Genomic DNA, 26,364 nt, shown 5'->3' on the forward strand with positions numbered 1-26,364 from the left:
ATAATGGGTGAATAAGATGACAAATGAAACCAAAAACAATGAAACAACGAACAACAGCAATGAAGAAACTGCTTCGGCAGAGAAATTTACGGAATTGGTCAATGCTGTTCATCATAATGGCCTTGTTGCTTTACGAAGATACTACAATGATGTCCAAGGACAGGTGTTGAACCACGAAGTTTACGGCCCTATCTTTATTTATCAAGTCAAGGACGAATCGAACGACGGGTATGTATGTGGATTTTTCCTTCGTGAGCTCATCGAGAAGTTCCAATCGAGCGATAAGCCGGAACAATGGATGGCTTCCTTCTTCGTGGAGCTGATGAAGACCAAGGGTGGGAAATTGCTGCCTAAATCTCCAGAGAATGAGGACGAAGCGAAGGCGCTCATTGATCAAGTGCTCATTCCGCAATGTCTTGCAGCAGTTCAAGATGAGTTCCCTGAGCATGTTCATGCGGGGCTGGATTGGAATGAAGAACATGGTCCGGTATTCGAAGCTGGATTCCCATCGATCATTGAGGGAAACAACACCTGTGCCTTCCCGATCCATTTCTTGATGATGCAGCTACTATTGAATCGGGATCCTGCGGATTTGATTCTCGAAGGGTTATACAAAATTCAAGAAGACCATGGGTTAGAGGCTTGATCCGAACGGCAGAAATGCCGTTTTTTTTTATTTATTGAACAAAAACAGCCTTGCTTAACAAGGCTGTTCATCATTGAACGATTCGATTGCGAATCGCATACACCACGGCTTGGGTACGATCCTGGACACCGAATTTCTGTAAAATGCGATGAACGTGGGTTTTTACCGTACTTTCACTGATATGAAGCTGGCTTGCGATTTCTTCGTTACGTAATCCGTACGCCATATGCTGAAGCACCTCATGCTCTCGCTCGGTGAAGGAATCCAACATATGAATATGGTTAGAAGACGGATTGGTCGGCGCCTCAATTGCACCATTTAGAGCTTGAGCGATGACTTTAGCTGCGATCGTCGTTCGGAAGATGGCCTCCCCTCGGTGTGCGGCCCGAATCGCATCAATGAGCTCATCAGGAGCTGCGTCCTTCAGCAAATAACCGACAGCCCCCGCACGAATTCCGCCATATACATATTCCTCCGTATCAAACGTGGTCAGAATAACGATTTTACTGTCCGGCAGCAAGGATAATATTTCGCGTGTAGCATCAATCCCACTGTATTCTGGCATCTGTACGTCCATCAGCAGAACCTGAGGACGAGTACGCGTAGCCAGATCAACAGCTTCTCGTCCATTTGCAGCCTCACCTACCACTTCCATGTTATCTTGTGCATTAATGATATAACTCAGACCATGTCGAACGAACGGCTGATCATCGATAATGGCGACCCGAATCGGTTGCATTGTCATTCTCCTTCCATCGAATGGTTATCCACCGGCACTGTTACGATAATGATGAGACCATGTGGTTGATTTGTCCGAATCCGGAAGGAACCACCTGCACGTACACATCTCGCTTGCATGCTCGATATGCCGAAGCCGGGGGAAGGTGGGGTATCCAAGGTCCATATTCCATTGTCTTTTATGGTCATTGTAATCTCCTGGATATGCTCACGGATTGATACTTCGACTTGTGTCGCATGCGCATGCCGAATGACATTGGTTAACGCTTCTTGAAGCACACGGTACAGGAGTTCGGATAGCTCAGGCTTCCATGGCGTTATGGTCCCGGATACATCGAAATGGGCCGTCAACCCGCTCTGTTCCTGCACGGAATTGATAAGACTCTTCAGCGCGAGCAATCCGAGTCCGTCATCGTCTATCGCCATCTGATGAACTACGGTGCGTACTTCCGTAAGGCAGCTGCGGGTGACATCGAGCACGTTGGCCAGGGTTGTATCGGCTTCAGCCGTGTTCGCTTTGATCATATAGGGCAGTGCTTGAAGTTGGACGATGACTGAGGTGAGCCCGTGGCCGATGCTGTCGTGAATATCCCGCGCAATGCGCGTACGTTCCTCGAGGACGGCATATCGCAATGATCGGACAGCAGCTTCTTCTAATTCCAAATGCGATTGTTGGAGCGCGCGATGTGTCTTCTCTAATTGCGTATGCATCTCACGCAGCTCCTGATAATGTTGTTGTTTAATCTCGTTGGCTTCTCGCCTCATTCTGGCTCCCCAGAAAAATCCGTACGTTCCTGCATGAATAATCGAGTACATCAGAATTTCATGAACGTCGGCACGCTGCGTAAAGAACCAAATAGACGCATCCAATACGATGATGGTACCGGTTAGCAGCACGGAGAGGTTGCCCGGCAATCGAAGAGCGATATAGGCTACAATGCAGAAGATGAGTACAACCGAAGAATTATAGGTATCGAAACCTATCCATGACAATGCCATCAATAACCAAATGAACATGACGGCTAATGTGCGATTTCGGTTACGTTTAAGCCATTCGTCGGTTGTCCAAATGAGAACCAAATAAGCAAGGAAACATATCGTTTCTAGTGCCGCACTTGAAAAGGATGTTCGATTGATGGTTTGTACTAGTAAAACAATTAAAATTGAGCTTAATGTGATGGTTCTCGAACGCGATGATATGGTTTGAATGAGTTGTGACCATGGCTTGGAAGGCATCTGTCTTCAATCACACTTTCCGCCCGTAAGGATAAGGCATTTAGTATCTACGCTGCCCCTGTAATCGTTGATATTTCATATAGATGACATACCGGCGAGCGCAGATGCTCCCGAGTGGTATGAATAGGAGCGCATTACTTAATGATACCAGAGCAAGTTCTTTTCCCCAATATCCTACCAGCAGACGAAGAAGCATGACAGCCATGAAAATGATAATGCCGCCGATGGAGCTCTGGGACGTTACTTTACCAGTGGAAGGATTCAACCGAACCTTATCCATCGATCCACGCCATGCGCCTATACCAAGTCCAACGACTAAACATAACAAATAAAGCAGGAAGCTTAGTGCAGTCAGGTTCAAGGAATGGGAAATACTCGAATAAGCTAGCCAGACAAATAGCGCCGGCGTGATCCACATGCGGGAGGGCTGAATTTCTTTCTCTCTCCCCATGCGAAGAAGGATGATAACTAGGACAATGAGATAAATCGATAGTGTGCTCAATACGGTTCCTCTTTTCTTTTTCCATTTCGTTAGTGCCAGTATAAGTCAAGGACGAAAGGAAAAAGTCCACCTCTAGATTGATTTTATGAGGAAGTGCTCATGCTCTTTGAGTCAGGAATTAATAGTAGTTTCGCATAATCCGGGTCACGAAGGAGAGGACGGCCAATGGCGATACTATCGGCTAACTGATCCTCCAGGATTCGACTGGCTTAAGTATTTTATAGGGTATGAGTTATATCACTGTAAGCGTTACCATTAGCTGTTAGAATGAAGGTGTCTAAGGCATTCTACTCAGAGAGGGGAATTCCAAATGAATCATGATCAAATTCTAGAAGTGTTACACACGCTGCCTTGTCAGCAAGACCGGGATCATGGGGCACTCATTTGTTTTCCAGAAATTTATGAATCTTTATCGCACCACGATTTGGGACGGAAGTACGATATTAAGATCAAGCTGTATGAATTAGAACAAACAGGCACGATTAAGGTCATTCATTTTAACGAGCCAGGATTTAGAGATGTTGTTGCAGGGATACAATTAACGAATTTTCATTAATTGTATGGATTTTGGATAATCGATTATAGGGTCACATCCATGGATGTGGCTCTTTTTGTATGACAGGATTGTTGTTGGCTAAAATTGTTGTTTTAAGCTATAATATTCGGATTGTGGACAGGCATTGTTATTTTTAGACATCATATGAGGTGAAATCGGTGAAAAAAAGGTTAGCAGACATTCTTTTTATTATGCTCGGTGCTTTTATTTTTGCATTAGCGGTGAATCTGTTCGTCATTCCTAATGAGCTCGGTGAAGGGGGCGTCACAGGGATTACGATCATCCTCTACTATCTTTTCCAGTGGTCGCCCGGACTCGTTAATCTAATATTTAATGCTATATTGCTGGTGGTGGGTTATAAGTTTCTGGACAAGACGACCACTTATTATACCATTATCGCTGTCCTCTGTAATTCCTTATTCCTTCATTTAACGGAGAGCTGGAGTATTGCTTCGAATGAATTAATGATCAATGCGATTTTCGGCGGGGTCTTTGCTGGCGTTGGGATCGGCTTAATCGTTCGCGTTGGAGGAACCACGGCAGGGACGGTGATCCTCGCAAGAATTGCGAATAAGTATTTGGACTGGAGCGTTAGCTACGCGTTATTATTCTTCGATTTGATTGTGGCTTTCTCTTCTTATTTCATTATTGGTGCCGAGAAGCTTATGTTTACGATCGTGCTGCTCTTCGTAGGGACGAAGGTGATGGAGTTTATAATCGAAGGGCTTAATCCGAAGAAAGCAGTCACTATCATTTCCAATGAGCAGGATAAAATTGCTGAGCAAGTGAATGTCGTTATGGATCGAGGTGTTACGGTACTATCTGGACATGGTTATTATACGAAAACACCGAAAGAAATCCTCTATATCGTCATCAGCAAGCAGGAAGTTTCTACACTCAAGAAAATCGTTAGAGCGACGGATAAAGACGCATTTATTACCATTCATGACGTTCGTGATGTGTTTGGCGAAGGATTCTTAGATATATCGAAATAATTCATGTTATAACCCCATGAGCTGCGGCTGGTGGGTTTTTTTTGTGGTTTCGCTCAGCAGCGTTTTTTTGCGTTTACGATGATGGAATGGGATTCTGACGAATTCTCTGAATCAGGTTTGTTGCTGCAGCAGATAGCGGCTCATTCTTACGCGTGCAAATGGCAATCGTATTCTGCAAATGGATACCCTCTACATACACACGGCACAGCTCGCCACGCTCGACATATTCACGGACGACGTCGACGGCACGAAGTTCGCGCCGTATCCGGCAATGACGGCGGTAATCGCTTCGTGTAATCCATTAAATTGCAGGGGAATCTGCGGGGCTGGAGTGTTATAAGTGCGGCAGAGCGCCAGTAATCTCTCGCGTGTCGAGCTTCCTTCTTCCCGCATGACGAACGGTTCCTTCATCATCTCTTCGAGGGATACTCGCTGGTTAACGCGGTGATTCGCTAAACCAAAGAGACATAAAAAAGACTATCGACGGTACTTTGTCGACAGTCTGAATCGCTGCCTGATAATCCAGGCAGCGATTTTTTATATAACCATATGATGATTGCATAATACGCTATTATTATCTTAATAAAACCTCTTGCTGTTCCTCTACAGGTCTATTCGCCTGCAAACTTACAACAGCTTACTTTGCTTCGCTTTCTTCAAGAACTTATCGCTGTTCTTATTAATTGTCTTCTTCAAGCCTATACCAAGTACAAAGGCAATTCCGATATAGATCAACAGGATAAGTACATGCTTCGTCACAACATCCCATAGTATTCCCCCCACGGCCTCACGCATAATGGCTATCGCATGTGTGAACGGCAGGAACGGGTTCAGCTGCTGGAAGAACTTCGGCGTCATTTGAATCGGGAATGTACCACCAGAGGCCGCCAATTGGAACACAAGCAATACAATGGACAACGCCTTACCTACATTACCGAATACCGATACCAACGTATAGACGATGCTGACGAATATGATACTGATGAAAATCCCGAACGCGAAGAACCAGAACTTGTGAACGACATATGTTTTGAGCAGGAACATGTCACCCATTGTCACAATCATACTCTGACTTATACCGATCGTCACAAAGGTCAGCCAACGTCCGAAGTACACTTGGTAGCTCTTATAGTCATGTTTGTTCTCGATGTCTACAATCAGCATGGAGATGAGCAGCAAGCCGCCGACCCACAATGCCAATGTCGTGAAGAATGGTGACATCGCTGAACCGTAGTTCGGTACAGGGAACAGTTCATGCTGATCAAGCAATACCGGCTCCGCGAAGAACTGGCTTTCCTTAGCCGCATCCTTACGAAGCAAATCAATGACTTGATCCAGATCACCTTTCGCTTCCAATTCGCGGATTTTGGATGCAATGTCTTTCACTTTCTTTTTGATTTCTGGGAACTTATCACTGAATTCATCCAGTCCCACGTCCCCAGTGTGAATCTTGCCCTTCACATCAGCGAGTGTTGCCTCGACTTCTGGAATCATCGAGAATACTTCTTTTTTCACATTCTTGATGAAGTCCAAGCCTTTGCGGGAATCTATGACACCCTTGTCGAAGGCAGGGACAACATCCGAATCGATCTTCCCGATTACGCTATCGATTGACGCGCTCGTATCCTTCGTGGCATCATATATCTTTTGCAGCGCATCCTTCGTCGGTTGATTCGCCTTGCCGGCCGCTTCACTTGCACGCTTCAGCATATCCGACAAATCGGCCAGTTTCCCTTTTACCTTATACATACTATCGACAATGTCTGTAATCGCACCATCATCTACCGTTTGCTTCATTTTCTCAGTGGCGGTGATAAGCTTATCCGCTAGATTCTGACCGTTACTGATGTGCTTCTGTGCATTATTGATTTGATCAATTACCTTGTTCGCCGTATTCCGGTTCATGATCTTATCTGTCATTTCGATGACATTGTTAGTGCTTGCCTGCATATTATCGATCATCTTCAAAGCATCACGATTCAATGCCTGCATATCCCCGCGGATCGTATGGAATCTTGGTTTAATTCCATTATCATAATCGCTAATGAGCTGAGCAACGACCTCACTTGCCCTTGCTGCCGCTTCTGCGCCAATCTGTTTGCCGCCAGCCAATCGCTCCTGCAGCAGTGTGAGCTTCGTCTCCATGCCCTTCAATTGAGTAATCAACATATCAGTGTCTATACCTGTCACTTGGGCCAGCTTATTCAGCTGATCCTTATACTTCTCTAAGGAGCCTAATGTGAGCTTCAACTGATTCGTCATATCCTTGACAGCTGCATTCAGCTTTTCGGTCAGTGACGCATCTGTCTCACTACCCTGAATAAGCTTGTTGACGCGATCAACCTTTTCTTGCAGCTGACCGAGATGCTCTCGGTACGTCTTGCCTAATCGTTCTGCATCATCGAACGCCTTTGATACTGTCGGTGCAATCTGTGAATTCAAGCTTGTTCTGGCTTTATCCAAAATCGAGTTGACTTCGATTGCCTTATTGCGAATATCCCTCAGCTTATCATCAGCAATCGATTTTGCAGACTCAACTGTTTTTTGTGCTTCATCCAGACGCGTCTTCAGATCCTCCGCGCCCCGTTTCGCATCATTCAAGGACGTGAGCACATTATCGAACAGACCATTATTCTTCAAATTCCGATCTACATCTTCAACTTTCGTAATGAGACGCTGTAAGGAATTCATCCCTGACTCCACTTCGACGCTCTTTTTGGCCAGCTCTGTCTCTACCTTGCCAAGATCGAAGTCAGAGTTCATGATATTCTCTACGACCTTCGATGTATCTGTTACGGCACCCTGAAGATTCCGCAGATTGTCTTTGACAACTGGTACTTCCTTATGGAAAGAATCACTGCCTTTATCGAGCAAATTCTCTGCATCTGTAATTACCGAATCCGGTCGGTTCTCGTAGCGCTTGATGACACGGATGGCAGACTCTGCCTTGCTAATGAAGTCCTTCGCCTTGATAATATCGACTTGGCCTGTCTTCATCAGCTTCTCGATCTCCGGCAGCTTCTCATCCAATTTGAAGATGTTATCTCTTAGCTTCTTAATGTCCGGCTCATTCGTTTCAAGCTGAAGGCCGACATCATTGAAAATATCGAATATCGCTTTGTTCGCCGTTTCTACGAAGTTGCTGCTAATGTTCGACACCAGCGTCGAGGCTCCTGCCCCAGCGACCTTCGGCGAGATCGCGTTAATCTTTTCATTGATATAATAATCAAGCTGTGCCTTCTCCGGATGATCAGAGATGACGGAAGAGATCTTCTGAGAGAAATCCTCTGGGATAATAATGGCTGCATAATAATCGCCATGATTAACCCCTTTGATTGCCTCATCCTTCGTAACAAATCGCCAACCTAACTTCTTATTTTCCTTTAACTGTTCGATAACCTTTGCCCCAACATCAAGATCCTTGCCTTCTACCTTGGTACCTTTATCCAAGTTCGCAACCGCAACCGAAACATCCTTCGTATTGGAGTACGGATCCCATGATGGGAGAATGTTGAACCATGCATATAGGGAGGGCAGGATCACTACTGCTAAAATAACAATAATTGCAGCAGGATTTGTAATAATGTTGCGAAGATCCGTTTTATAAATGTGTAAGATGTTCTTCATCCCACTGCCACCACCGTTCTACTTATAATATGAAATGCGTTATCCAATTCTAGCAATCCCCTTCTGAGCTGCCCCATTCAGCAAATAGAATTCAAGCAAATGAGGAATTTGATCCTGATGGATAGCCTTCGCACGCTTCGGCCATTCCACTACAAGCGCTGCGTAGGTCTTAATAAATAGGAAAGCAGTCAGCTCGGCATCACAACTCTGCAGCTCGCCTGAATCAATAGCTAATTCTACCTGCTCTTTCACAAAGTGCTGAAGCGCATCTTCCGCCTTGCTCATCTCAGACATCACAATCTCGGTCCCCATCTCCCGAATCTCGTGTGAGAGAATAACCATCATCTCATGCTTGGATCGGAATTCCAACACATTGTGCAGAGTACGGTGCAAGTTCTCTGTGAAGGTTCTCCCAGCCTGAACGGATGACTGTGCAACCTCCAGTATGTCTTGAATGAATCTATCCATAATGGCTTCCAGCAGCTCTTCTTTCGTTGGGAAAAAACGATAAATCGTCCCCTTGCCCACATGAGCAAGTCTCGCAATCTGATCCATTGTGCTGCCCTTATAACCATATAATGAAAATGACTGTGTTGCTGCCTCTATAATCCTCGTTCTTCGATCTACGATCATACGGATTCCTCCTTTCTGCAAAGAGGCGATTACGAACAGGTTCTAGAACTACAGAACTAATTGTGAATTTCGGTCACTCAGACTTGCTATTATACTTCTACTAAAATAAATTTGCAAGAAACGACAGGCGGTCAGATGGGAGTTAGTGAGGAACGTGTTCCTATTAATACACGGGATGTGCTGGAGAAGGGGATCACGATCTATGGCAGCAGTCGCAGCTCGGACCGGGATTTCAGAGAAGTGTTGAAGGTTATGAAGGTGCAGGATTGTCAGGCAACATTGAGGCGTCTGCTTCCGGATACGTATACTATGGTGAGCCAGGCAGACGACTTCGCTGGCGCAAAGGAAGCTGCTCTGGCTCGATCAAACTCCAACAACTTATTGGAGTTTTTTCTTACCACAATAGAATTAATAAAGCCACATTTGGGTATTGGATCGATATCCAAGGATACTTCAAGTCTTAACGAGCTCTTTAGCATGCTGTCTACCCGCGGTGAGGAGACTGTCACTCAGCATGGCATCACTAACCGATCGGGCGAGTAACAGCGTTCCGACCATCGAGCTGAGCAGAGCACTGGCTGTAGATTTATCGACTTCCGCTACACTGGAGAGAAAATCAATCATGCGTTCTACCTCTTGGGTGAAGGTGTGCCGAACTTCTTCCGAAGATCGAGAGATTTCACTGGAAAGGGCAGGGATAATGCATCCAATCTCCGTTCGATCACGGTGCTGTTGGCTCAAATAGTACTGAATAACCGCATGGATCTTGGGCCCATTCGTCCGTTCATTGGCGGCTTCTTGCAGCAGGGCAATCGTGTCGCTGATGGCATAACGGCAGGCTTCGGCGACCAGTTGCTCTTTATTCTCAAAATGGGAATAGAACCCGCCATGCGTAAGGCCTGCTCCTTTCATAATGGCAGGAACGCTAATGTCGCGTATTCCATGCGTACGAAAGGCTTGCGCAGCACTTTCAATGATCTTGCCTCGCACTTTGATCTTATGGCCTTCAGGATAAGGCACGGCAATCCCTCCATTCATTCGTCATGCGCTTTAAAATATTATATTTATCATATTAAAGCGTGTCAATTCACCGGGGGGGTTGACGATTATAAAATATGATGATTATAATATATTACGATCATCATATTTTAAAGTTAGTTGTAGGAGGTATGAAGTATGAGTCAGCTTATATCGGTAGATACATTGGTTATTGGATCGGGGCCGGGAGGTTATGTGGCGGCGCTGCGATCCGCTCAGCTTGGCATGAAGACGGCCATTGTGGAACGTGATCAAATAGGTGGAGTCTGCACCCACGTGGGCTGTATTCCTTCCAAAGCATTGATTGCAGAATCGCATCGCTATCAATTGCTGCATCAGTGGAATAAGGCGGTTCCTTCAGCTTCCTTTGAGGAGGCGCAAGCTTTTAAACAAATGATTGTGAATAAGCAGTCCGGCGGGGTCAAGTATCTGCTAAAGGCTGCTGGGGTAACGGTTGTTGAGGGTGAAGCAAGCTTGATGGATGCGCACACAGCGCAAATAGAATATCAAGGAACAGAACAACGGATTTCGTTCAAGCATGCCATCCTGGCAACGGGTTCTCGTCCGATTGAGCTGCAGGCTCTGCCGTTTGGCGGACGTATTCTATCCTCGACAGAAGCGCTGTCGCTGTCACAGGTTCCCATGAGCCTGATTATTGTTGGCGGTGGATATATCGGCGTGGAGCTAGGACAAATGTATGCCAAATTCGGCGCCAAGGTGACCATTCTAGAGGGCGGCAAGCGTGTGCTGCCAGGGTTCGAGACGGAGCTAACGGCACCGGTTATGAAGCAGTTGAAGGCGGACGGAATCACGATTATCACCGAAGCTGCGGCGGTAGCGGCGGAGCAGGAGGAAGACGCGATTACCCTACACTATGTCACCAATCAAGAGCGGCATACGATTCGCGCGGATTATGCGTTAGTAACGGTCGGTCGGAAACCGAATACGGATGGGAGATTAGGTCTTGATCGCATCGGCTTGCCTGTCACGAATAGAGGTCTGATTGAAACGGATGAACAGTGCAGGACAGCGTTTCCGCATATTTTTGCGATAGGGGATATCACGGCAGGGGCGGCGCTAGCCCATAAAGCATCCTACGAAGCGAAGGTTGCAGCCGATGCCATTGCTGGAGAGCCTTCTGTCGTGGATTACAAAGCCATCCCGCTTGTCGTTTTCTCGGAGCCGGAATTGGCTAGCGTTGGCTTAAGTGAGACAGAAGCCAAGGCGAAAGCCACTCCCGTTGTCATTGGCAAATCCGCATTCGGAATTAATGGCAGAGCATTGGCGCTGCAATCAGGGGAAGGTTTTGTCAAAATCATCGCAGATCAGACGTCAGGCATCGTAGTCGGTGCGCAGATTGTAGGCGTCGAGGCATCATCTCTCATATCGGAGCTTGCCTTAGCGATCGAAATGGGAGCGACCGTGGAGGATATGGCGATGACAATCCATCCCCATCCCACATTGGGAGAAGTGATCATGGAGGCTGCAGAGAATGCCGTTCGGAAACTCAGGGTTCACAACGCCCGTAGGGAAAGTGAGATCTCTCAATGAAGCTCAAGATAGGTGTGTATATTGGTATCGCTGTCATTCTTATTGCAGGTGGATCGCTTCTGGTCGCGAAAGGGAAAGATGCGGTCAGCCAAGCGGAGAACCGCAAGCAAGGAATCCTTGAAGCAGAGCAGAAGATCATGATGTATGATAAAAGCCCTGGAACGATCGTTCAGGTCAACAAAGCGATGGGTGAAGCGGTTCAAAAAGGAGAGCTACTATTTAAGGTGAAATCTGCTGAAGGGACCGAAGAGGACGTCCTCGCGCCGGAGACGGGACGGATGAGCAAAATCGTCGTAAAGCCAGGGGATCAGATCGCGCAGGGGATGCCCGTTGCGATGATACAGAAGTCCGTCTATTATACAGATCTTTATGTCCAAGAAGGTCAGATACAGAAGCTTGCGCTCGATCAAGGCGTTAAGGTTCACTTTCCGTATGTGGACCATCCGAATCAAATCCATGGCGTTGTCGCTTCCGTCGCAGCTGCTCCGCAATTTGCCAACCTGCGTATGACGCGGGAGAGGGGGCAAGCCGATTTAAGTATGTTCCTTGTCCGGATATCTGTCGATGCAAGTCCTGATCTGCTTCCGGGTATGACAGCGGAGGTGGACCTTAATGAACTCGCTGATTGATGAATGGAAATACGTGAAAGGCAGCAAATTTCTGAAGGGGATCTTTATCGGCCCGCTTGTTGCAGCTTTGTTTTTTGGATTGATGTTCTCCCATAACCAAATTAACAAATCGCCGGTGGTTGTGATTGACGAGGACCATAGCGCATATTCGCGGGAACTGATTACGAAACTGAATGCGTCCCAATATATGCATGTCACGAATGTATTTGCGAGCCGCATGGCTCCCGAGGACTTGTTAGCGAACGAGCAAGCTGTCGCGGTCATCATACTGCCAAGCGGATTGGAGATGCGTCGGCTGCAGGGTTTATCCTCGAATATTGGCATTCTAATGGATAACACGATGCCTTCAGGATTAACCGGGATCCGAACGGCAATTCAGGAGATCATCACCACGGAAAATATGACAATTTCTATGACCCGGCTGGCGCAGAGCGGGATGGCTGCTGACGCGTCGAAAGGGCTTATATCTCCGTTATCTCTTCAACAACGGATGCTGTTTAATCCGACCACGAGCTATGTCGGCTTCATGGTGCTAGGATTTGTAAACATCGTCGTGTTAATGATAACCACGACCGCGGCGGGATCGATTGCCCCGCGACTCAGGGGGGAGGGGAGGTTGTTTGTAAATGGGACATCGCCTGCACAGTTATGGATTCGCAGTGTACCTTACGCTGTTCTGAGCGCGATCTCACTGCTTCTATGCTATGGTTTGCTCAAGCAAGTAGGAAATATGCGGTTTGAAGCGGAGCCCTACCTTTTTGTGATCCCATTGCTTATTTATACATTTGCCTTGTCGCTCATGGGGATATTGATTGGTTATTCTGCCCAAGATCCATCCAAGGTGAGTCTGCGAACGAGCTTTGTATTGTATCCGTCGTTTCTTGCGACTGGAATTCAGTTGACTCCGCTTGCGTTTCCGTTATTTTTTCAAATTACGGCATGGCCGCTACCCATGAACTGGCTGAACCGACTCCTACGCGGCATGGCACTTCGTAGTGGAGGGTTAACCACCTATGGCCTTGAGATCGGGGCACTGCTCATCATTATTGGCGTTGTGTCTTTGTTCATCGGATTGCTTGTGTATCGGGAGGCACGTCAAGCAAATTTATCACGGGAAAAGCATATAGAATCGGACGTTTTATCCGCTGTTATCTAAGTAGCAGCAATGCAACGCAACTCACTTCAGGTTGCGTTTTTTTGTTGTAGCAAATCGTATAAAGTATTCTATTTTAAAAAGGGAAATAATGGTATGATCTAAATTATTAGAAATTTAAGGATACAGATGATAGATTTTCGCAGTGATTGGCATCAAGTGATGTAGAGGGGGAAGGAGGGAATGATGTGGGCCATGAACTGATCGCAGAAGACCGACTGCCAGCGTTGCTGCAGGAGCATCAAAAAGTGGCGGATCAAGCACTGGTTGAACGAGCGCGCAAGGGGGATCAAGAGGCTTTCAGTGGGCTTGTCCGAGCGCACCGCGCACAGGCCTACGGATGGGCGAACAAGATCACGCGGGATTCGCATCTAGCTGAGGATATTGTGCAGGATGCGTTAATCCGGGCATTTCTACACCTGGGCACCTTGGTGGATTCGAACCGGTTCCTGCCCTGGCTGCAGCGCATCATTCGCAACCAGGCATATATGAAGCTTAGGCGCGGTGGGCCGTTCGGCAAAGAGCAGCCTTTTACAACGATTGGATCGGCCGGGGCCAGCGCAGCGGTTGACTTCGGCAGCGACAACCAGGCGATAGACTGGGGAGATATCGACCAGATTTTGTTCCGGCTATCCCGTTCCGCAGCGGAGGAGGCTAAGCGAAGCAGTGATCCGATGAAGGGGCTGCTTCGCCGTGAGCTGGTAGAGAATCTTCGCATGTTGATGCATGGTCTCGGCATGCGGAGCGGCAGATCTTCGAAGCGCATTTTTTTAGCGAGCTGTCTCCCAGCGAAATCGCTTCTTTATTCGGCATAACGACGGCCAATGTCTACAACCTGCTCTCTCGATCCCGCGCCAAGGTCCAAAAGGAACGGATACGCGTCAGCATTCGCAATTATGTGCAGCAACGCGCCGAGACAGGACAGAAGCGGGTTCATATTTTACGTGCGCCTCATATATAAGACACCCCAGCCTTCCTCAAATCTATCGATATTTTGGAGGTTCGCAATGAGCGAGATGCTGAACAAGTATTGGACGAGAACATGGACGACCGCCGCGATGGCGATTCACGGCGCGATCGCTTACACAGACAAACATCACTACTCGTTGGTGGATGTTATGGGCATTACAGGGCATGCCTTCCGAATTAATATTGATCCGGATCATATTGATGTCGCAGGACCAACCATGTTCCCTGGCGGCTTCTTAGTTAGACGAAACCTATGCAATCTGGGATTTATCAGCAATTTGTCCGATACGATGAAGCCTTACACACCGGAGAAGGTAGAGAAGGTACTAGCGCTTATTCAACAGTCCATCGATAAGGGATACCCAGCGATTACATTTGATTTATTCATGCCCGAGTTTGGATTGATATACGGATATGATGATGAGAGACAACGATTTCATGCGAAGGATGTCTCCAAGGAAGGCACGATCACCTATACCGATTTTGTGGAGAAGCGGAACATGCTATGGGTGACAACGATCAGCGAGAGCCTTCCGCATTCCAAATACGAAATTCTTCGCATGGCGCTGGATATGATCGTCGACCATACGAGAGGCAGAGAGTGGCAGCATATTTTCCAAGGCCAATATGCGATTGGTATGGCGGGCTACGATGCGTGGATCGCGTGTATGGAGCGGCGCGTTGCCGACCCGTTCGGCAACGCCTATAATATCGCTGTTGTCAGTGATGCGCGTGAGTTTGCTGTACAATTTCTACGCGAGCTCGCGAACCGTTGGGATGGCGAGAACGTTGTGGAGCGAACGGTTCGCCGATTGGCCTCCCAAGCGGCAGCGCATTATGAGCACACGGCGGAAGCTTTGGTCGAGATGCGAGAGATGTTCCCCTTCCCGCAAGGTGGGCAGCCAGACGATCAGGAGACCGCTGTACGTGCGATAGAACTGCTTCTTACTGCGAAAGAGGCTGAAGAGAAGGGGATTGAGGTACTTGAGACGCTTCTTGATTTTATGAAAGCCTATTGGTCAGAACAGTGGGTTAATTGACGTCGTTGTATTGCGGAAAAATGGGAGTTAGGCGAATCCGCGAAGAAAATACTATTTAATAGAGGTGATTTCAGTGAAGGTGGAAATTGTAGATATCCCTAAAATTACATCGTATGTAGGAATTAGGGCTACAGAATACTTTTCGAATTTAGGTCAGAGTATTAATCCTGCATTTAAAGAGTTAATGAATAGGCAAGATGAAATAAAGAACATTGTTAATTCAAGTGTAACTTTTGGCATCAGTCCCCCTAATTATAAAGGAAATAAAGGCATGGTAGATTTTTATTGTTGTTATGAAGTTAGTCCTATAGCAAATGTACCTCATGGTATGGTGCACATTCATATATTGCCTCGGACATATTCAAAGACCTATTATAAAGGACCGATCAGTAAGACTGAAACAGCATATGATTATACTTCAAATTGGTTGAAGGAAAATGGATATACATATGATGAAGTGGAGCACTATTTTGAAAGATACAATGAAAGAACGATCGTAAGCCATGACGATGAAGCGAACGAATTCATAATATATTGTCCAGTAAAGAAGCAAGAGGAGACTGCGATATGACCAGTAAACTATTAAGAGTTGGAACCAATTATCTTCCAGTAACAGACCCAAAGAGATCGTCCGAGTGGTTTTGTTCAAATCTAGGGGCGGAGATGACTTATTTAGACGATGGAAACAATCACGCAATTATTAATCTAGCAAATCAGAGCTTTATATTGATTCAAAGTCAGAAAGGAGTAACGGCCAATTTTCAAACAATCCGTGATGGATTGATGTTTCCCTTTACGTTTGAAGTTTATGGGGAGAAAGCGTTATTGGAGCTCTATCAACAATTAACGGCTAAGAATGTTTGTGTAGGAGAAATTGAAGATAGGGGCCATCAAGGCAAAAATTTTATTATTACAGATCCGGATGGAAATCGTTACGATGTATGGAGTGAATTATCAGAAGATTTTAAGATGAAGTAACATATCGGGTGAAATTTGCGTCGGTTCATCGATAAGATTCATAAGGATGACCAGGTAATCGCAGCTGTTCTCTTCGGAAGTCTCTCTTATGATCAGGTATGGGAGATATCGGACATTGATCTCAAGCTGATAGTATACGATCAGAAGCTGGCGGCGGGCGCGAAGTGCTGAAGATGGAGAGACAAGGCAATGTGTGCTAAATATATAAAAATTGTAAATCAGGTCAAATATGCATTGTATCGTGCTACAATAGATAAACGAATGGAAGAACAGAGGTGGCAGCATGTATCCTATTGTTGATTTGGTAGAACATCAAACGATTGCTGCAATTCAGAATGAGTCAGATCTGGAGCTTGCCTTAAACAGCCAGGTTAACATCATTTTTTTGATGGTCGGTTCGATTATGAATGTTAAACCGATGGTCGACCGGATTAAAGATGCGGGCAAACATGTTTTTCTGCACATGGAATTTATCGAGGGTATCGCAGCGGACCGCAGCGGCGTCGCTTACGTGGCGCAGCACATTAAGCCTACTGGCATTATCTCGACGCGGATCCACTTGATCCGGTTCGCTAAGGAAATGAAACTGATGGCCATTCTACGAACTTTTCTGATCGATCATAATGCGGTAACCAAAGGTATTAAGGCAGTCGAGCAATGCCAGCCGGATGCCGTGGAGGTTATGCCTGGGTTATTGCCTAAAGTAATTCGGCGGATGACGGATCTTACGCCATTACCGATCATCGCAGGCGGTCTGATCGGAACGCAGCAGGAAATCATGGATGCGCTGGAGGCGGGCGCACTCGCCGTATCGTGCGGTAGAAGCGACCTGTGGTAATTACATATTTCATATCATGTTACTCTCAAAGCGGACAGAGATGAAGAGAACCCCCTTTGGAGAGGCATTGCTTTATTTAAGCATGCCTTTTCCCGAAGGGGGTTTTTTATCACATAGAATTTTAACCAGGAGGATGATAGCCAATGAAATCACCAAGTTCCATGAATATCCGTACCCCCTTGATTATCGCACATCGGGGATCTGCAGGCGAAGCGCCTGAGAACACGATGGCGGCATTTGAGCTTGCCCTTCGGCAAGGCTGCGATGCGATCGAGCTTGATATTCACCTGTCCAAAGATGGCGAACTGATCGTCTGCCACGACCGTACAATCGACCGTACAACCGACGGCTCCGGCGCTATACGCGAAATGACCGTTACCGAGTTGAAACAGTTCGATGCTGGACGATGGTTTCATGAAAAGTATGCAGGAGAACGGATTCCTCTCCTTAAAGAGGTATTTGACCTCGTACCACAAGACATCATGATCAATGTAGAAATCAAAGAAACGTACGAGGGGCAAATCGAAGAGCGGCTGCTGCAATTGTTGCGGGACAGCAATCGGCTGGATCAAGTTGTCGTTTCTTCCTTTGACCATAAGTCGCTTCGTCGTTTGAAGCACATCGAACCTGAAGTGAAAATCGGATTGCTCTATACCATGAACGCCGTGGATCATCATGAATTAGCTAATCTCATAGGAGTACCGGTCTACGCCCTGCACCCGTATGGCAAGCTGATTGACCAAGAAGATATTTTCCGTGCCACAAGCCACGGCCTGCAGGTCTATCCGTGGACGATCAATACCAAGGATGCGATGCAGCAGGCGATCGATAAAGGCGTATCCGGCATCATAACGGATTTTCCGGGTGTGTTGAAGCAGCTCTTATCTTCATAAAACTAGAAGAATTCCCTATGCGTTGCTTCCTATTTAATACGAGTTATTTGCAGCATTCTCCTTTTTGTAATTAATAATTGACATCTTCTATAATATAGTAATATTATATTCGTAATTGGAACAGATTTACAATTATGATTGATCTGTTCTAACCTAACATTAGGAGTACCTCTACATCGAATTAATGTAGAATTTACAAATGATTGTGATAGAGTTAACAAATGGTTGTTATAGTAGAAATATGGAATTGAATAGTGAATCCACATGATTCGATCGGGATATAAGGGCAGAGACAATGAGAAAACCCTACGGGCCGATAATCTTCTTCTTTGCGCTTCGGTGTTAGAAAGATTATTGCTCAGGGCTTTTTGTTCGTTGTCTCTTTTTGCTGTTTTCCTTTTATTCCTATATCAATGATGAACGTCAATTCGACGTTACTCATACATAAACCCCATTTCTGAGAGGAGATTTACCCGTGAAAATGAAGCAGTGGTTGTTGCTCGTAACTCTGTTGATGATGACTGTCACATCAGCCGTTGGTTGTTCCAAGAGCCAGGCGAAGGAGGAAGCAACGACGGTTCCGCCCGCACCGGCTCAAGAGGATACGACACCGATTAAGATTCAATATTGGCATAGTCATGATGAAGATCAAACGGCGGGACTTGACTACATGATCAAGGAGTTTAATAAGAAATACCCGTACATTACGGTTGAACCGGTATTCCAAGGCGACTATGACGAGCTGCAGCAGAAGCTGATGGCTGCCGTTGCTGCTAAGCAAGTTCCAGCCGTGACGAACGTTGAAGTGGCGAAAGTTCCGAACTTCTCCGAAAGCGGTATGCTGGCGGATTTATCGCCTTACATCGCTCGCGATAAGATGGATACGGCTGACTTTTCCACAGGGATGCTGAAGGCTTATAACTATCAAGACAAGCAATACGGCTTGCCGCTTATCGTCAGTACGTCGGTATTCGTATACAACAAAACGATGTTTGACAAAGAAGGTGTTACCCCTCCGCAATCATGGGACGAAATTGAGGCGTTCGCTCAGAAGCTGACAAAGAAAGAAGGCAATAAGACAACGCGCTTTGCATTTTCCGTACCGGGCTGGTCCTCGTGGTATTATGACCCGTGGATTATGAATGGCGGTGGATCGGTATTGACTCAGGATAACATGTCTGCCATCGATCAGCCGGACAGCATGAAGTTCATGAATAAGTTCAAAGAGTGGAAAGACAAAGGCTACATGCATATCGGCTACGGCAAAGGCGCTTCCGATACAATGCGGCAGATGTTCTTCGACGGTAAAATCGGTATGGTGGAGCACACATCTGCGTTGATCAAATGGTATATGGAAAAAGCGAAATTCGAAGTTGGTGTGTCCTTCTTGCCAGGTGATAAGAAGCGTATCTCGCAAATTGGTGGGGCCGGTATTGCCGTGATGGATATGGCATCGGAGAAAGAAAAAGAAGCAGCATGGAAATTCGTACAGTTTATGACGGCACCCGAGAACAATATCAAGTGGGCGGAGTTTACCGGTTACCTGCCAACTCGCAAGTCGGCGATCGAATCCGAGGAAGGCAAACAGTACTTCTCGAAATATCCGCAATATAAAGCTGTGTTCGATAACTTCGACAACGTGATGCCTCGTGATCAGCACCCGGCATATGACGAAGTCAGCGAGTTCTATGTGCAAGCATTAGGCAAGGTCGTTCTTGAGAACGCGGATGTCGAAGCGTCCTTCAAGGAAGCGGCCAAACAGATGAATGATGTATTGGCGGAATACGCAACGAAGTAATCCTACCTGCTGCGTTATCGCTTTTATCGACGGTTCATTCGGCAGGAGGAGAGACATCGGTCTCTCCTCTCCTGTGCTTATATGACTGATGTTTGAACGAACTACACTTCATGGGATGGAGGGATGAGAATGAGTGGACAACTCACGCCGAAGAAAAGATTGCTAAGCTTTAGTACGCTCGAGAAGTGGAAGGATTTTTCTCTAGCTTTGCCGGCATTGCTGCTGTTGGCGATTTTTACATATTTCCCGCTCATATCATCATTTTATATCAGTCTGACCAATTGGGATTTAATCAAGCCGATTAAAAAATTCGTTGGTTTACTGAACTACGAGCGGTTGTTAAAAGACGATCAATTTTATCGCGTGCTCAAGATTACGTTTACATACACGGTTCTGGATGTGGCACTATCGTTGTTGATCGGATTGGGGTTGGCCTTGCTGTTCAACCATCGATCCAAGGCATTCGGTGCCATGCGATTGCTAATATTTATGCCGTATTACATTTCGATGGTCATCGCATCGATGGTGTTCGTCTGGATTCTGAATCCAGAATACGGTGTGCTGAATAAGGCGCTCGAGGTGTTCGGCATCGACAAGGTCTTTTGGCTGAATGATACGTCCACGGCGTTATGGTCTGTCGTGAGTGTGTCGGTGTGGAAGGGCGTCGGATTTGTGATGATTATTTTTATTGCCGGCTTACGCAGCATTCCGACGGAATATTACGAGGCTTCCAGTATCGATGGGGCTAGTAAATGGAGACAGCTAATTCACATTACGATTCCGCTTCTCTCGCCAACAACCCTATTTCTCATCATCACCTCCTTTATTTCTTCGATGCAGGTTTTCCAGTCTGTGAGTGTGATGACGGGTGGCGGTCCGTTAGGATCAACGAAGGTGATGGTCATGTGGATCTACGAGATGGCGTTCGTGCAATTCAAAGCGGGCAAGGCGTCCGCACTTGTTATTATTTTCTTCTTTATCATTATTTTCTTTACGTTCGTTCAATTTTCGCTGTCCAAGCGGAAGGTACATTATGAAGGATAGGAGATCAACAGATGTCGACTAAAGGACTACTCATAACGACGAGATATACGGTGGCGATCCTGATAACACTGCTGATGTTTTTTCCGATGTACTGGCTGCTGATTACTTCCTTGAAATCCCCGGATGAACTGAAGGCGGCGATCCCGACCTTCTGGCCGGAGCGGCTGGCGTGGGAAAATTATCGAGATGCGTTTCGCGCGGCACCGTTCGGGAGATATGCGCTTAATACGCTGATTCAAACGGTCGGTATTGTTTTTCTGCAATTGAATATTAGTTTGCTGGCAGCATATGCTTTCGCCAAAGGGAACTTCTGGGGCAGAGATAAATGGTTTTTCTTCGTCATTGCAGCGTTGATCGTGCCGGATCAGGTCACGTTCGTGCCTGTGTATGTGATGATGGCGAAGCTGGGATGGTTGAATACGTTTCTAGCATTGATCATTCCGAACGGTGTTTCGGCCTATAGTATTTTCCTCCTACGCCAAACATTTAAGTCACTTAACAACGATGTGCTGGAGGCGGCAAGGGTGGATGGCTCGAATCGGTTACATATCATCTACCGCATCCTCGTGCCGATGGCGATGCCGACGGTCGTGACGGTCATCATTCTGAAATTTATCGGTAGTTGGAACTCGTATTTCTGGCCGCTCATCATGACGAATACGAATGATATGCGCGTGCTTACGGTTGGGATCGCCATGCTCAAGAATTCGGTTGGCGGTTCGGAAATGCTGAACTGGCATTTGCTGATGGCAGGCAGTGTAATCGTCATTGCTCCAATCGTAATTTTGTTCGTTTTTGCGCAGAAATATATCGTTTCTGCGATGTCCCATTCTACCTTTAAGTAATGCCGAGAGGAGTGAAATGGATGTTCAGCTTAGATAAATGGCTGCGGCTGGTGAAAAATGCTGCTGTCCTGGGTATGGCTGCTTTATTGCTTCTGTCGGGATGTTCAACAAACCATACCGATTCTACTAATCCAGTGCAGGCCGAGCCTGTTGTTCAAGTTAAACAGGAGGCTTCGAGAACGAATGACATATTCGATGCTGCCAAATACAAAGATCAACTGACGATTCGTTACTTTGATTTGCAATCGGCGGAAGACACCGGGGACAGCATTCTGATTGAGACGCCGGACGGTAAAACCATGCTGATCGACGCTGGGATCCCTCAGGTTGGTTCGCAAGTCGTGAAGTATTTGGATAAGCTTGGCATTGAGAAAATTGACGTGGCTGTAAATACGCATCCGCATGCCGATCATATCGGCGGGTTCTCAGCGGTGCTGCAGTCCAAGGAGATCTCCACCATGGTGATGGAGAATTTGCCGTATGATTCGAATGCATACCGCAATGCCGTCCAAGCGCTGCAGGAGAAAAAGGTCAAAATCGAATATTTGGAGGATGGCGCAACGTTCCATCTCGGCAAGGATGTCTCGGTTGAAGTGCTGAATCCGCCGAAAGGCGCGCTGCCGGGTGCAGTTAAACGGTTCAGTTTTGCTGAGGTCAACAATCAAGCGATGGTCTTGAAATTAACCTACAAGGAAAAAACATTCTTGTTCACAGGTGATATTTACAAGGAGCGTGAATATCAATTGGTCGATAGCAAGGCACAGGCTTTGAAGGCGGATATGATGCACGTGCCGCATCATGGGAATAAGACGTCATCATCACCTTCTTTTGTTAAAGCGGTATCTCCGCAAATCGCCATTATCAGCAGCAATATTCTTCAGTCGTCGGATATCGTCAAGCGTTACGAGAATAACGATGTGAAGGTATATGTTACGGGACTACATGGCAATATCTTGATTACGTCTGACGGCAAAGAAATGAATGTCATCACGGAAAAAGATTGGAGTGCTAAATGACTGTAGGGGAGGAGACAACATGCATTTGCAGAATAAGTTCTCGGATCTGATGCATCGATTCGCGGAAGAAAATCATTTCAGTGGCACGGTACTCGCAGCGAAAGAAGGAGATATCCTTTACAAGGAAGCTTTCGGACTCGCGAACCGGGAGCACGAGGTTCCGAACCGGATTGGATCCAAATACCGGATCGCCTCGTTAACCAAAGCATTCACAGCCTTGGCGATACTGCAGTTAGCGGAGCAAGGCTCCCTTTCGCTTCAGGACAAATTACGAACGTATTTGCCGGAATACCCTGAATTGGACGAACGTATCACATTGCATCACCTGCTGACGCATACGTCCGGTATTCGTGATATTGAAGACGTACCTCAATTTACGGGACATTTGGAAAAGTTGTCTTACGATAAACCAGGTTTTATTGGGTTGTACAAGGATTTGCCGCCCTTTTTCGCCCCAGGGGAGGGGTGGAAATACGGGAATTGCGGGTATACGATGCTTGCCTATATCATTGAAGCGGTCACCGGTTTGTCGTATGAGCGGTACCTCCGCCAGCATATTTTCGAGCCGCTTGGGATGAACGATACCGGCTGCGATTCACACACGAAATTCGTGAAGCATCGATCAGACGGCTATAGTACGGCTCACGGGGACATCGTTCCGGCGATGTATTATGATCTCGGGACCGTCATGGCGTCCGGAGATCTCTATTCTACGGCCTGCGATCTGCTGAAGTGGGACCAAGGCCTGTACACGGAAAAGCTGGTATCCTCCGAATCCATCCGGCAGATGTTCACCCCGCACGCACACGTGAGCGACAGCCACCATTATGGATACGGCTGGAACATCTATCCGAAATACGCTGAGCATAAAGGTTGGCTGCCCGGGTATTGGTGCAAGATCAGACGTTATCCTGAAGAGCGGATCCTGCTCGTATTGCTCGCAAATCATGACTTTGTGCAAGAAGAGGACATAATGGACCAGTTGAGCGCCTTGGTGTTCAGTGGGTAAAAATAAGCACGAGCTAAAATGAAAGTTCATTTCATTGAAGCACGTGTTTTTTTGTTTTGTTCGACTTCGTTGATAGAATACAGAAATCGTTGATGAGGAAAGTAGTTATACATGTCGAGAAACTATAAAATATGATTCATAAGGGAGGGGCTAGTCACAATGCAATGTTCGAATCTCAGTAGAATCACACAAAATTTTAACAGGGACTGGATGTTTATCCTTGAAGATAAATTGGGGGCTGAGCAGAAGCAATTTCCCGCCGATGGATGGGAATGCGTCTGTTTGCCGCATACACCTAAAATTGAATCCCTTCATGTGGATCTGCACTATCAAGGTCTTTGTTGGTATCGTAAGCGCTTTCTCGCAGACGAAGCATACAAAGGAAAGAAGCTTTACATTGAATTCGAGGCGGCCATGCATGAAGCTCATGTATGGATTAACGGAACTTTCAAGCTGGTTCATAAAGGTGGTTACTTGCCGTTTATGATCGACATCACCGAGGATGTTGAATTCGGGGCAGAGAATGTGATTGCCATCCGGCTCGATAACCGCAACAACGGTGCAATACCACCCGGCAAGCCGCTGGAGAGTCTGGATTTCTCGTACTTCGGCGGACTGTATCGCAACGTGAAGCTCCATATCATGGACAAGCTCCATGTTACTGATGCGGTATATGCGGGGAAACCGGCGGGAGGCGGGGTCTTCGTCAAATATTCGAACGTCTCGAAAGCAGCTGCTACCGTTGAAATACAGACTCACGTGCTGAATGAGTATGAGCATGGCAAGGATGTCAAAGTCGTGGCATCGATCTTGGACAAGCAAGGCAGAATCGTTGGGACGACTGAAAGCTTAATCGAAAGCGTTACTACTGGCGGTGATTGCACATTCACACAAATGATTACGCTCGCAGATCCTCAGCTTTGGCATCCGGATCATCCCTACTTGTACACGTTGTTGACAGAAATTGTCGATGGTGAAGGTCGAACGGCAGATGAACTTCGCACCCCAATCGGAATCCGCACGATTTCGTTCAGCAAGTCGAATGGCTTTATGATCAACGGGGAAAGATTGGTCATCCGCGGGACGAACCGCCATCAGCAATATCCATATATCGGCAATGCGGCTTCGAACAACGCCCAATACCGCGATGCGTTGAAGTTGAAGGAAGGCGGATTCAATTTCGTTCGGCTCGGCCATTATCCGCAGGCTCCGGCTTTCCTGGATGCTTGTGATGAGCTCGGACTGATGACGGTTGAACCGGTTCCTGGCTGGCAGTACTGCGAGGTTGGAGAATTCCAGGAGATCGTCAAGCAGAATATCCGGGATATGATTCGCCGCGATCGGAATCATCCATGCATGATCATGTGGGAGGTCAGTCTGAATGAGACCTATAACAGACGGCAAGGCGCGACAGATGAATTTTTCCACGAATGCCATCTGATTGCTCATGACGAATATCCGGGAGATCAAATGAACACATCGGGAGATACAATCGGTAGGTTAGACCCTGCCTACGTCAATTACGACGTACCATATACCATGTGGGAAGATAGTAACTTATCCCGCCCATTGGAGGATGTCCTGCCTGATAAGGGAGGATTTGACAGGGAGTACGGGGATTATGAATTTGGCGGTCATGAGAGTACGAGTCGTGTGCCGCGCGGCGCTGGAGAGCAGAAGCTGCTGCTGCAAGCGTGGAATTATCAATGGTCGCTGAATCGGAACCGTGGTAACCGCTGGTCGCTGGGCGACGCTTCTTGGGTGGGTATTGATCATAACCGAGGCTGCTATCCGCGGGTGGCGGAATGTGGAGCGTTAGATACCTTCCGTTTGCCTAAATACGTGTATTATTTCTATCAGAGTCAGAGAAGACCGGATGTTAAACACGCGCAAATCGATAGCGGACCGATGGTGTTCATTGCGAATGAGTGGACGGAACGTGTCTCACCGGCCAAGATTGTCGTGTATTCCAACTGTGATGAAATCGAACTGTTTGTTAATGGAAAATCGGTGGGTGTACGGAAGCCTGACCAAGGGCCCGACACGGAATACGGTGAACGCGTAACGGGCTATGAAGTCGATTATTGGCTGACCGACGAGGAGCAGCATAAGTGGAAAGAAGGCAGTGTGGAGTCTAAAGACGACACCGGCATTGTGATGGTAAACAGACATGATGGAGGGAATTGCCGCAATCTAGCTAGGGCGCCGTTTACGTTTGAAGGCGTGGCCTATGAGCCTGGAGAGTTGACAGCGGTTGGACGAATCGAAGGCATGGATCGGGCCGAATTCACCGTGCGTACACCGCTTGATCCTGTAACGATCTCCATTCGAATCGACACAAGCGGCAAGGAACTTGCGGCAGACGGATCCGATTTTTTCTTCGTCTATGCGGAGATTCAGGATGCGAACGGGACTGTCGTCCCTTCTGCGGACTATGAAGTGACTTTTGAAGTGGAAGGATCAGCTGTCATTATTGGTGAGAATCCGGTTCAGGCCGAAGCGGGCATCGCGACGGTACTGCTGCAATCGCGTCCGGTACCTGGCGAAGTGATCTTGAAGGCCCATGCGAAAGGATTATCCTCTGCTGTCACCATATTCACAATCAAATAGAACATCTGGATTCAACAGAA

General features: G+C 46.9%; 26 protein-coding genes and 1 pseudogene. 20 read left to right on the top strand and 7 right to left on the bottom strand.

Translation table 11 applies throughout. The features are described 5' to 3' along the window. Nucleotides 1-16 precede the first annotated feature (16 nt). A complete protein-coding gene (locus AC3WU2_RS13855; protein WP_492455313.1) occupies nt 17-646 on the top strand; it encodes a hypothetical protein in 630 nt (209 codons plus the stop codon). Between the two features lie 70 nt (nt 647-716). Here AC3WU2_RS13855 and AC3WU2_RS13860 read toward each other — a convergent pair whose 3' ends face one another. From AC3WU2_RS13860 to AC3WU2_RS13870, 3 genes are all read right to left on the bottom strand, one after another. Next, complete coding sequence (locus AC3WU2_RS13860) at nt 717-1,391, bottom strand: response regulator (protein WP_492454995.1); 675 nt, start codon at nt 1,389-1,391, stop codon at nt 717-719. Next, nucleotides 1,388-2,377 (bottom strand): sensor histidine kinase, encoded by a 990-nt coding sequence (locus AC3WU2_RS13865; protein ID WP_492454997.1) that lies wholly within the window; start codon nt 2,375-2,377, stop codon nt 1,388-1,390. Before AC3WU2_RS13865 ends, AC3WU2_RS13860 begins: the two co-directional genes overlap by 4 nt. Nucleotides 2,378-2,660: 283 nt before the next feature. Further along, nucleotides 2,661-3,122 carry a CcdC protein domain-containing protein gene (locus AC3WU2_RS13870; protein ID WP_492454999.1) on the bottom strand — a complete coding sequence of 154 codons (462 nt, stop codon included), beginning with the start codon at nt 3,120-3,122 and terminating at the stop codon, nt 2,661-2,663. Nucleotides 3,123-3,432: 310 nt separating this feature from the next. Here AC3WU2_RS13870 and AC3WU2_RS13875 point away from each other — a divergent pair, with 310 nt between their 5' ends. Both AC3WU2_RS13875 and AC3WU2_RS13880 read left to right on the top strand, forming a co-directional pair. After that, nucleotides 3,433-3,678 carry a hypothetical protein gene (locus AC3WU2_RS13875; RefSeq protein ID WP_492455001.1) on the top strand — a complete coding sequence of 82 codons (246 nt, stop codon included), beginning with the start codon at nt 3,433-3,435 and terminating at the stop codon, nt 3,676-3,678. Nucleotides 3,679-3,836: 158 nt separating this feature from the next. Then, complete coding sequence (locus AC3WU2_RS13880) at nt 3,837-4,673, top strand: YitT family protein (protein ID WP_018755972.1); 837 nt, start codon at nt 3,837-3,839, stop codon at nt 4,671-4,673. A gap of 73 nt (nt 4,674-4,746) precedes the next feature. On the opposite strand, the pseudogene AC3WU2_RS13885 reads toward AC3WU2_RS13880, so the two are convergent. The 4 genes and pseudogenes from AC3WU2_RS13885 to AC3WU2_RS13900 form a co-directional block, all read right to left on the bottom strand. Continuing rightward, a pseudogene (locus AC3WU2_RS13885) lies at nt 4,747-5,123 on the bottom strand (LysR substrate-binding domain-containing protein); the annotation flags it as partial. 177 nt (nt 5,124-5,300) lie between these two features. Next, nucleotides 5,301-8,300: a YhgE/Pip family protein gene (locus AC3WU2_RS13890; protein WP_492455003.1), complete on the bottom strand. Its 3,000-nt coding sequence runs from the start codon at nt 8,298-8,300 to the stop codon at nt 5,301-5,303. Nucleotides 8,301-8,339: 39 nt separating this feature from the next. After that, on the bottom strand, nt 8,340-8,933 hold the full coding sequence (locus AC3WU2_RS13895) for a TetR/AcrR family transcriptional regulator (protein ID WP_492455005.1): 594 nt from the start codon (nt 8,931-8,933) through the stop codon (nt 8,340-8,342). Nucleotides 8,934-9,386: 453 nt separating this feature from the next. Continuing rightward, nucleotides 9,387-9,953 carry a TetR/AcrR family transcriptional regulator gene (locus AC3WU2_RS13900; RefSeq protein WP_492455007.1) on the bottom strand — a complete coding sequence of 189 codons (567 nt, stop codon included), beginning with the start codon at nt 9,951-9,953 and terminating at the stop codon, nt 9,387-9,389. Between the two features lie 156 nt (nt 9,954-10,109). On the opposite strand from AC3WU2_RS13900, the gene lpdA reads away from it, so the two are divergent. The 17 genes from lpdA to AC3WU2_RS13985 all read left to right on the top strand — a co-directional run bounded on the left by lpdA (nt 10,110) and on the right by AC3WU2_RS13985 (nt 26,344). Continuing rightward, the gene (gene lpdA, locus AC3WU2_RS13905; protein ID WP_492455009.1) at nt 10,110-11,522 is read left to right on the top strand and encodes a dihydrolipoyl dehydrogenase; all 1,413 of its coding nucleotides are present in this window, start codon (nt 10,110-10,112) and stop codon (nt 11,520-11,522) included. After that, a complete protein-coding gene (locus AC3WU2_RS13910) occupies nt 11,519-12,151 on the top strand; it encodes a biotin/lipoyl-containing protein (protein ID WP_492455011.1) in 633 nt (210 codons plus the stop codon). Before lpdA ends, AC3WU2_RS13910 begins: the two co-directional genes overlap by 4 nt. Continuing rightward, entirely contained in the window at nt 12,135-13,307 is a 1,173-nt protein-coding gene (locus AC3WU2_RS13915) for an ABC transporter permease (protein ID WP_492455013.1), read from the top strand. The genes AC3WU2_RS13910 and AC3WU2_RS13915 overlap by 17 nt, the downstream gene beginning before the upstream one ends. Before the next feature lie 185 nt (nt 13,308-13,492). Then, the gene (locus tag AC3WU2_RS13920; protein ID WP_492455015.1) at nt 13,493-14,119 is read left to right on the top strand and encodes a sigma factor; all 627 of its coding nucleotides are present in this window, start codon (nt 13,493-13,495) and stop codon (nt 14,117-14,119) included. After that, nucleotides 14,098-14,265: a hypothetical protein gene (locus tag AC3WU2_RS13925; RefSeq protein ID WP_492455315.1), complete on the top strand. Its 168-nt coding sequence runs from the start codon at nt 14,098-14,100 to the stop codon at nt 14,263-14,265. Before AC3WU2_RS13920 ends, AC3WU2_RS13925 begins: the two co-directional genes overlap by 22 nt. A gap of 46 nt (nt 14,266-14,311) precedes the next feature. After that, nucleotides 14,312-15,313: a hypothetical protein gene (locus AC3WU2_RS13930; protein ID WP_492455017.1), complete on the top strand. Its 1,002-nt coding sequence runs from the start codon at nt 14,312-14,314 to the stop codon at nt 15,311-15,313. Nucleotides 15,314-15,386: 73 nt separating this feature from the next. Continuing rightward, complete coding sequence (locus AC3WU2_RS13935) at nt 15,387-15,884, top strand: GyrI-like domain-containing protein (protein ID WP_492455019.1); 498 nt, start codon at nt 15,387-15,389, stop codon at nt 15,882-15,884. Continuing rightward, nucleotides 15,881-16,291, top strand: coding sequence for a VOC family protein (locus tag AC3WU2_RS13940; protein ID WP_492455021.1), 411 nt, complete (start codon nt 15,881-15,883; stop codon nt 16,289-16,291). Before AC3WU2_RS13935 ends, AC3WU2_RS13940 begins: the two co-directional genes overlap by 4 nt. A gap of 15 nt (nt 16,292-16,306) precedes the next feature. Further along, a complete protein-coding gene (locus AC3WU2_RS13945; protein WP_492455023.1) occupies nt 16,307-16,462 on the top strand; it encodes a hypothetical protein in 156 nt (51 codons plus the stop codon). A gap of 112 nt (nt 16,463-16,574) precedes the next feature. After that, complete coding sequence (locus AC3WU2_RS13950; protein WP_379350006.1) at nt 16,575-17,129, top strand: glycerol-3-phosphate responsive antiterminator; 555 nt, start codon at nt 16,575-16,577, stop codon at nt 17,127-17,129. Nucleotides 17,130-17,272: 143 nt separating this feature from the next. Continuing rightward, nucleotides 17,273-18,022: a glycerophosphodiester phosphodiesterase gene (locus AC3WU2_RS13955; RefSeq protein WP_492455026.1), complete on the top strand. Its 750-nt coding sequence runs from the start codon at nt 17,273-17,275 to the stop codon at nt 18,020-18,022. A 481-nt stretch (nt 18,023-18,503) separates the two neighbouring features. Further along, complete coding sequence (locus tag AC3WU2_RS13960; RefSeq protein ID WP_245583784.1) at nt 18,504-19,820, top strand: ABC transporter substrate-binding protein; 1,317 nt, start codon at nt 18,504-18,506, stop codon at nt 19,818-19,820. Between the two features lie 129 nt (nt 19,821-19,949). Next, nucleotides 19,950-20,864, top strand: a complete 915-nt coding sequence (locus tag AC3WU2_RS13965; RefSeq protein WP_492455028.1) for a carbohydrate ABC transporter permease — start codon at nt 19,950-19,952, stop codon at nt 20,862-20,864. 11 nt (nt 20,865-20,875) lie between these two features. Then, nucleotides 20,876-21,709, top strand: a complete 834-nt coding sequence (locus tag AC3WU2_RS13970) for a carbohydrate ABC transporter permease (protein WP_018755956.1) — start codon at nt 20,876-20,878, stop codon at nt 21,707-21,709. 20 nt (nt 21,710-21,729) lie between these two features. Then, on the top strand, nt 21,730-22,725 hold the full coding sequence (locus tag AC3WU2_RS13975) for a ComEC/Rec2 family competence protein (protein WP_492455031.1): 996 nt from the start codon (nt 21,730-21,732) through the stop codon (nt 22,723-22,725). A 19-nt stretch (nt 22,726-22,744) separates the two neighbouring features. Then, nucleotides 22,745-23,734, top strand: coding sequence for a serine hydrolase domain-containing protein (locus tag AC3WU2_RS13980; RefSeq protein WP_492455033.1), 990 nt, complete (start codon nt 22,745-22,747; stop codon nt 23,732-23,734). Nucleotides 23,735-23,893: 159 nt separating this feature from the next. Next, nucleotides 23,894-26,344 (top strand): glycoside hydrolase family 2 protein, encoded by a 2,451-nt coding sequence (locus tag AC3WU2_RS13985; protein ID WP_492455035.1) that lies wholly within the window; start codon nt 23,894-23,896, stop codon nt 26,342-26,344. Nucleotides 26,345-26,364 lie beyond the last annotated feature (20 nt).

This window comes from Paenibacillus sp. EB106-05-06-XG162, from assembly GCF_058791655.1.

Excerpts from the sequence above, each read along its gene's own strand:
- AC3WU2_RS13855 (WP_492455313.1), top strand. The coding sequence starts at position 17 with ATGACAAATGAAACCAAAAACAATGAAACAACGAACAACAGCAATGAA.
- AC3WU2_RS13860 (WP_492454995.1), bottom strand. The coding sequence starts at position 1,391 with ATGACAATGCAACCGATTCGGGTCGCCATTATCGATGATCAGCCGTTC.
- AC3WU2_RS13875 (WP_492455001.1), top strand. The coding sequence starts at position 3,433 with ATGAATCATGATCAAATTCTAGAAGTGTTACACACGCTGCCTTGTCAG.
- AC3WU2_RS13890 (WP_492455003.1), bottom strand. The coding sequence starts at position 8,300 with ATGAAGAACATCTTACACATTTATAAAACGGATCTTCGCAACATTATT.
- AC3WU2_RS13895 (WP_492455005.1), bottom strand. The coding sequence starts at position 8,933 with ATGATCGTAGATCGAAGAACGAGGATTATAGAGGCAGCAACACAGTCA.
- lpdA (WP_492455009.1), top strand. The coding sequence starts at position 10,110 with ATGAGTCAGCTTATATCGGTAGATACATTGGTTATTGGATCGGGGCCG.
- AC3WU2_RS13910 (WP_492455011.1), top strand. The coding sequence starts at position 11,519 with ATGAAGCTCAAGATAGGTGTGTATATTGGTATCGCTGTCATTCTTATT.
- AC3WU2_RS13915 (WP_492455013.1), top strand. The coding sequence starts at position 12,135 with ATGAACTCGCTGATTGATGAATGGAAATACGTGAAAGGCAGCAAATTT.
- AC3WU2_RS13930 (WP_492455017.1), top strand. The coding sequence starts at position 14,312 with ATGAGCGAGATGCTGAACAAGTATTGGACGAGAACATGGACGACCGCC.
- AC3WU2_RS13940 (WP_492455021.1), top strand. The coding sequence starts at position 15,881 with ATGACCAGTAAACTATTAAGAGTTGGAACCAATTATCTTCCAGTAACA.
- AC3WU2_RS13950 (WP_379350006.1), top strand. The coding sequence starts at position 16,575 with ATGTATCCTATTGTTGATTTGGTAGAACATCAAACGATTGCTGCAATT.
- AC3WU2_RS13955 (WP_492455026.1), top strand. The coding sequence starts at position 17,273 with ATGAAATCACCAAGTTCCATGAATATCCGTACCCCCTTGATTATCGCA.
- AC3WU2_RS13960 (WP_245583784.1), top strand. The coding sequence starts at position 18,504 with ATGAAGCAGTGGTTGTTGCTCGTAACTCTGTTGATGATGACTGTCACA.
- AC3WU2_RS13965 (WP_492455028.1), top strand. The coding sequence starts at position 19,950 with ATGAGTGGACAACTCACGCCGAAGAAAAGATTGCTAAGCTTTAGTACG.
- AC3WU2_RS13970 (WP_018755956.1), top strand. The coding sequence starts at position 20,876 with ATGTCGACTAAAGGACTACTCATAACGACGAGATATACGGTGGCGATC.
- AC3WU2_RS13975 (WP_492455031.1), top strand. The coding sequence starts at position 21,730 with ATGTTCAGCTTAGATAAATGGCTGCGGCTGGTGAAAAATGCTGCTGTC.
- AC3WU2_RS13980 (WP_492455033.1), top strand. The coding sequence starts at position 22,745 with ATGCATTTGCAGAATAAGTTCTCGGATCTGATGCATCGATTCGCGGAA.
- AC3WU2_RS13985 (WP_492455035.1), top strand. The coding sequence starts at position 23,894 with ATGCAATGTTCGAATCTCAGTAGAATCACACAAAATTTTAACAGGGAC.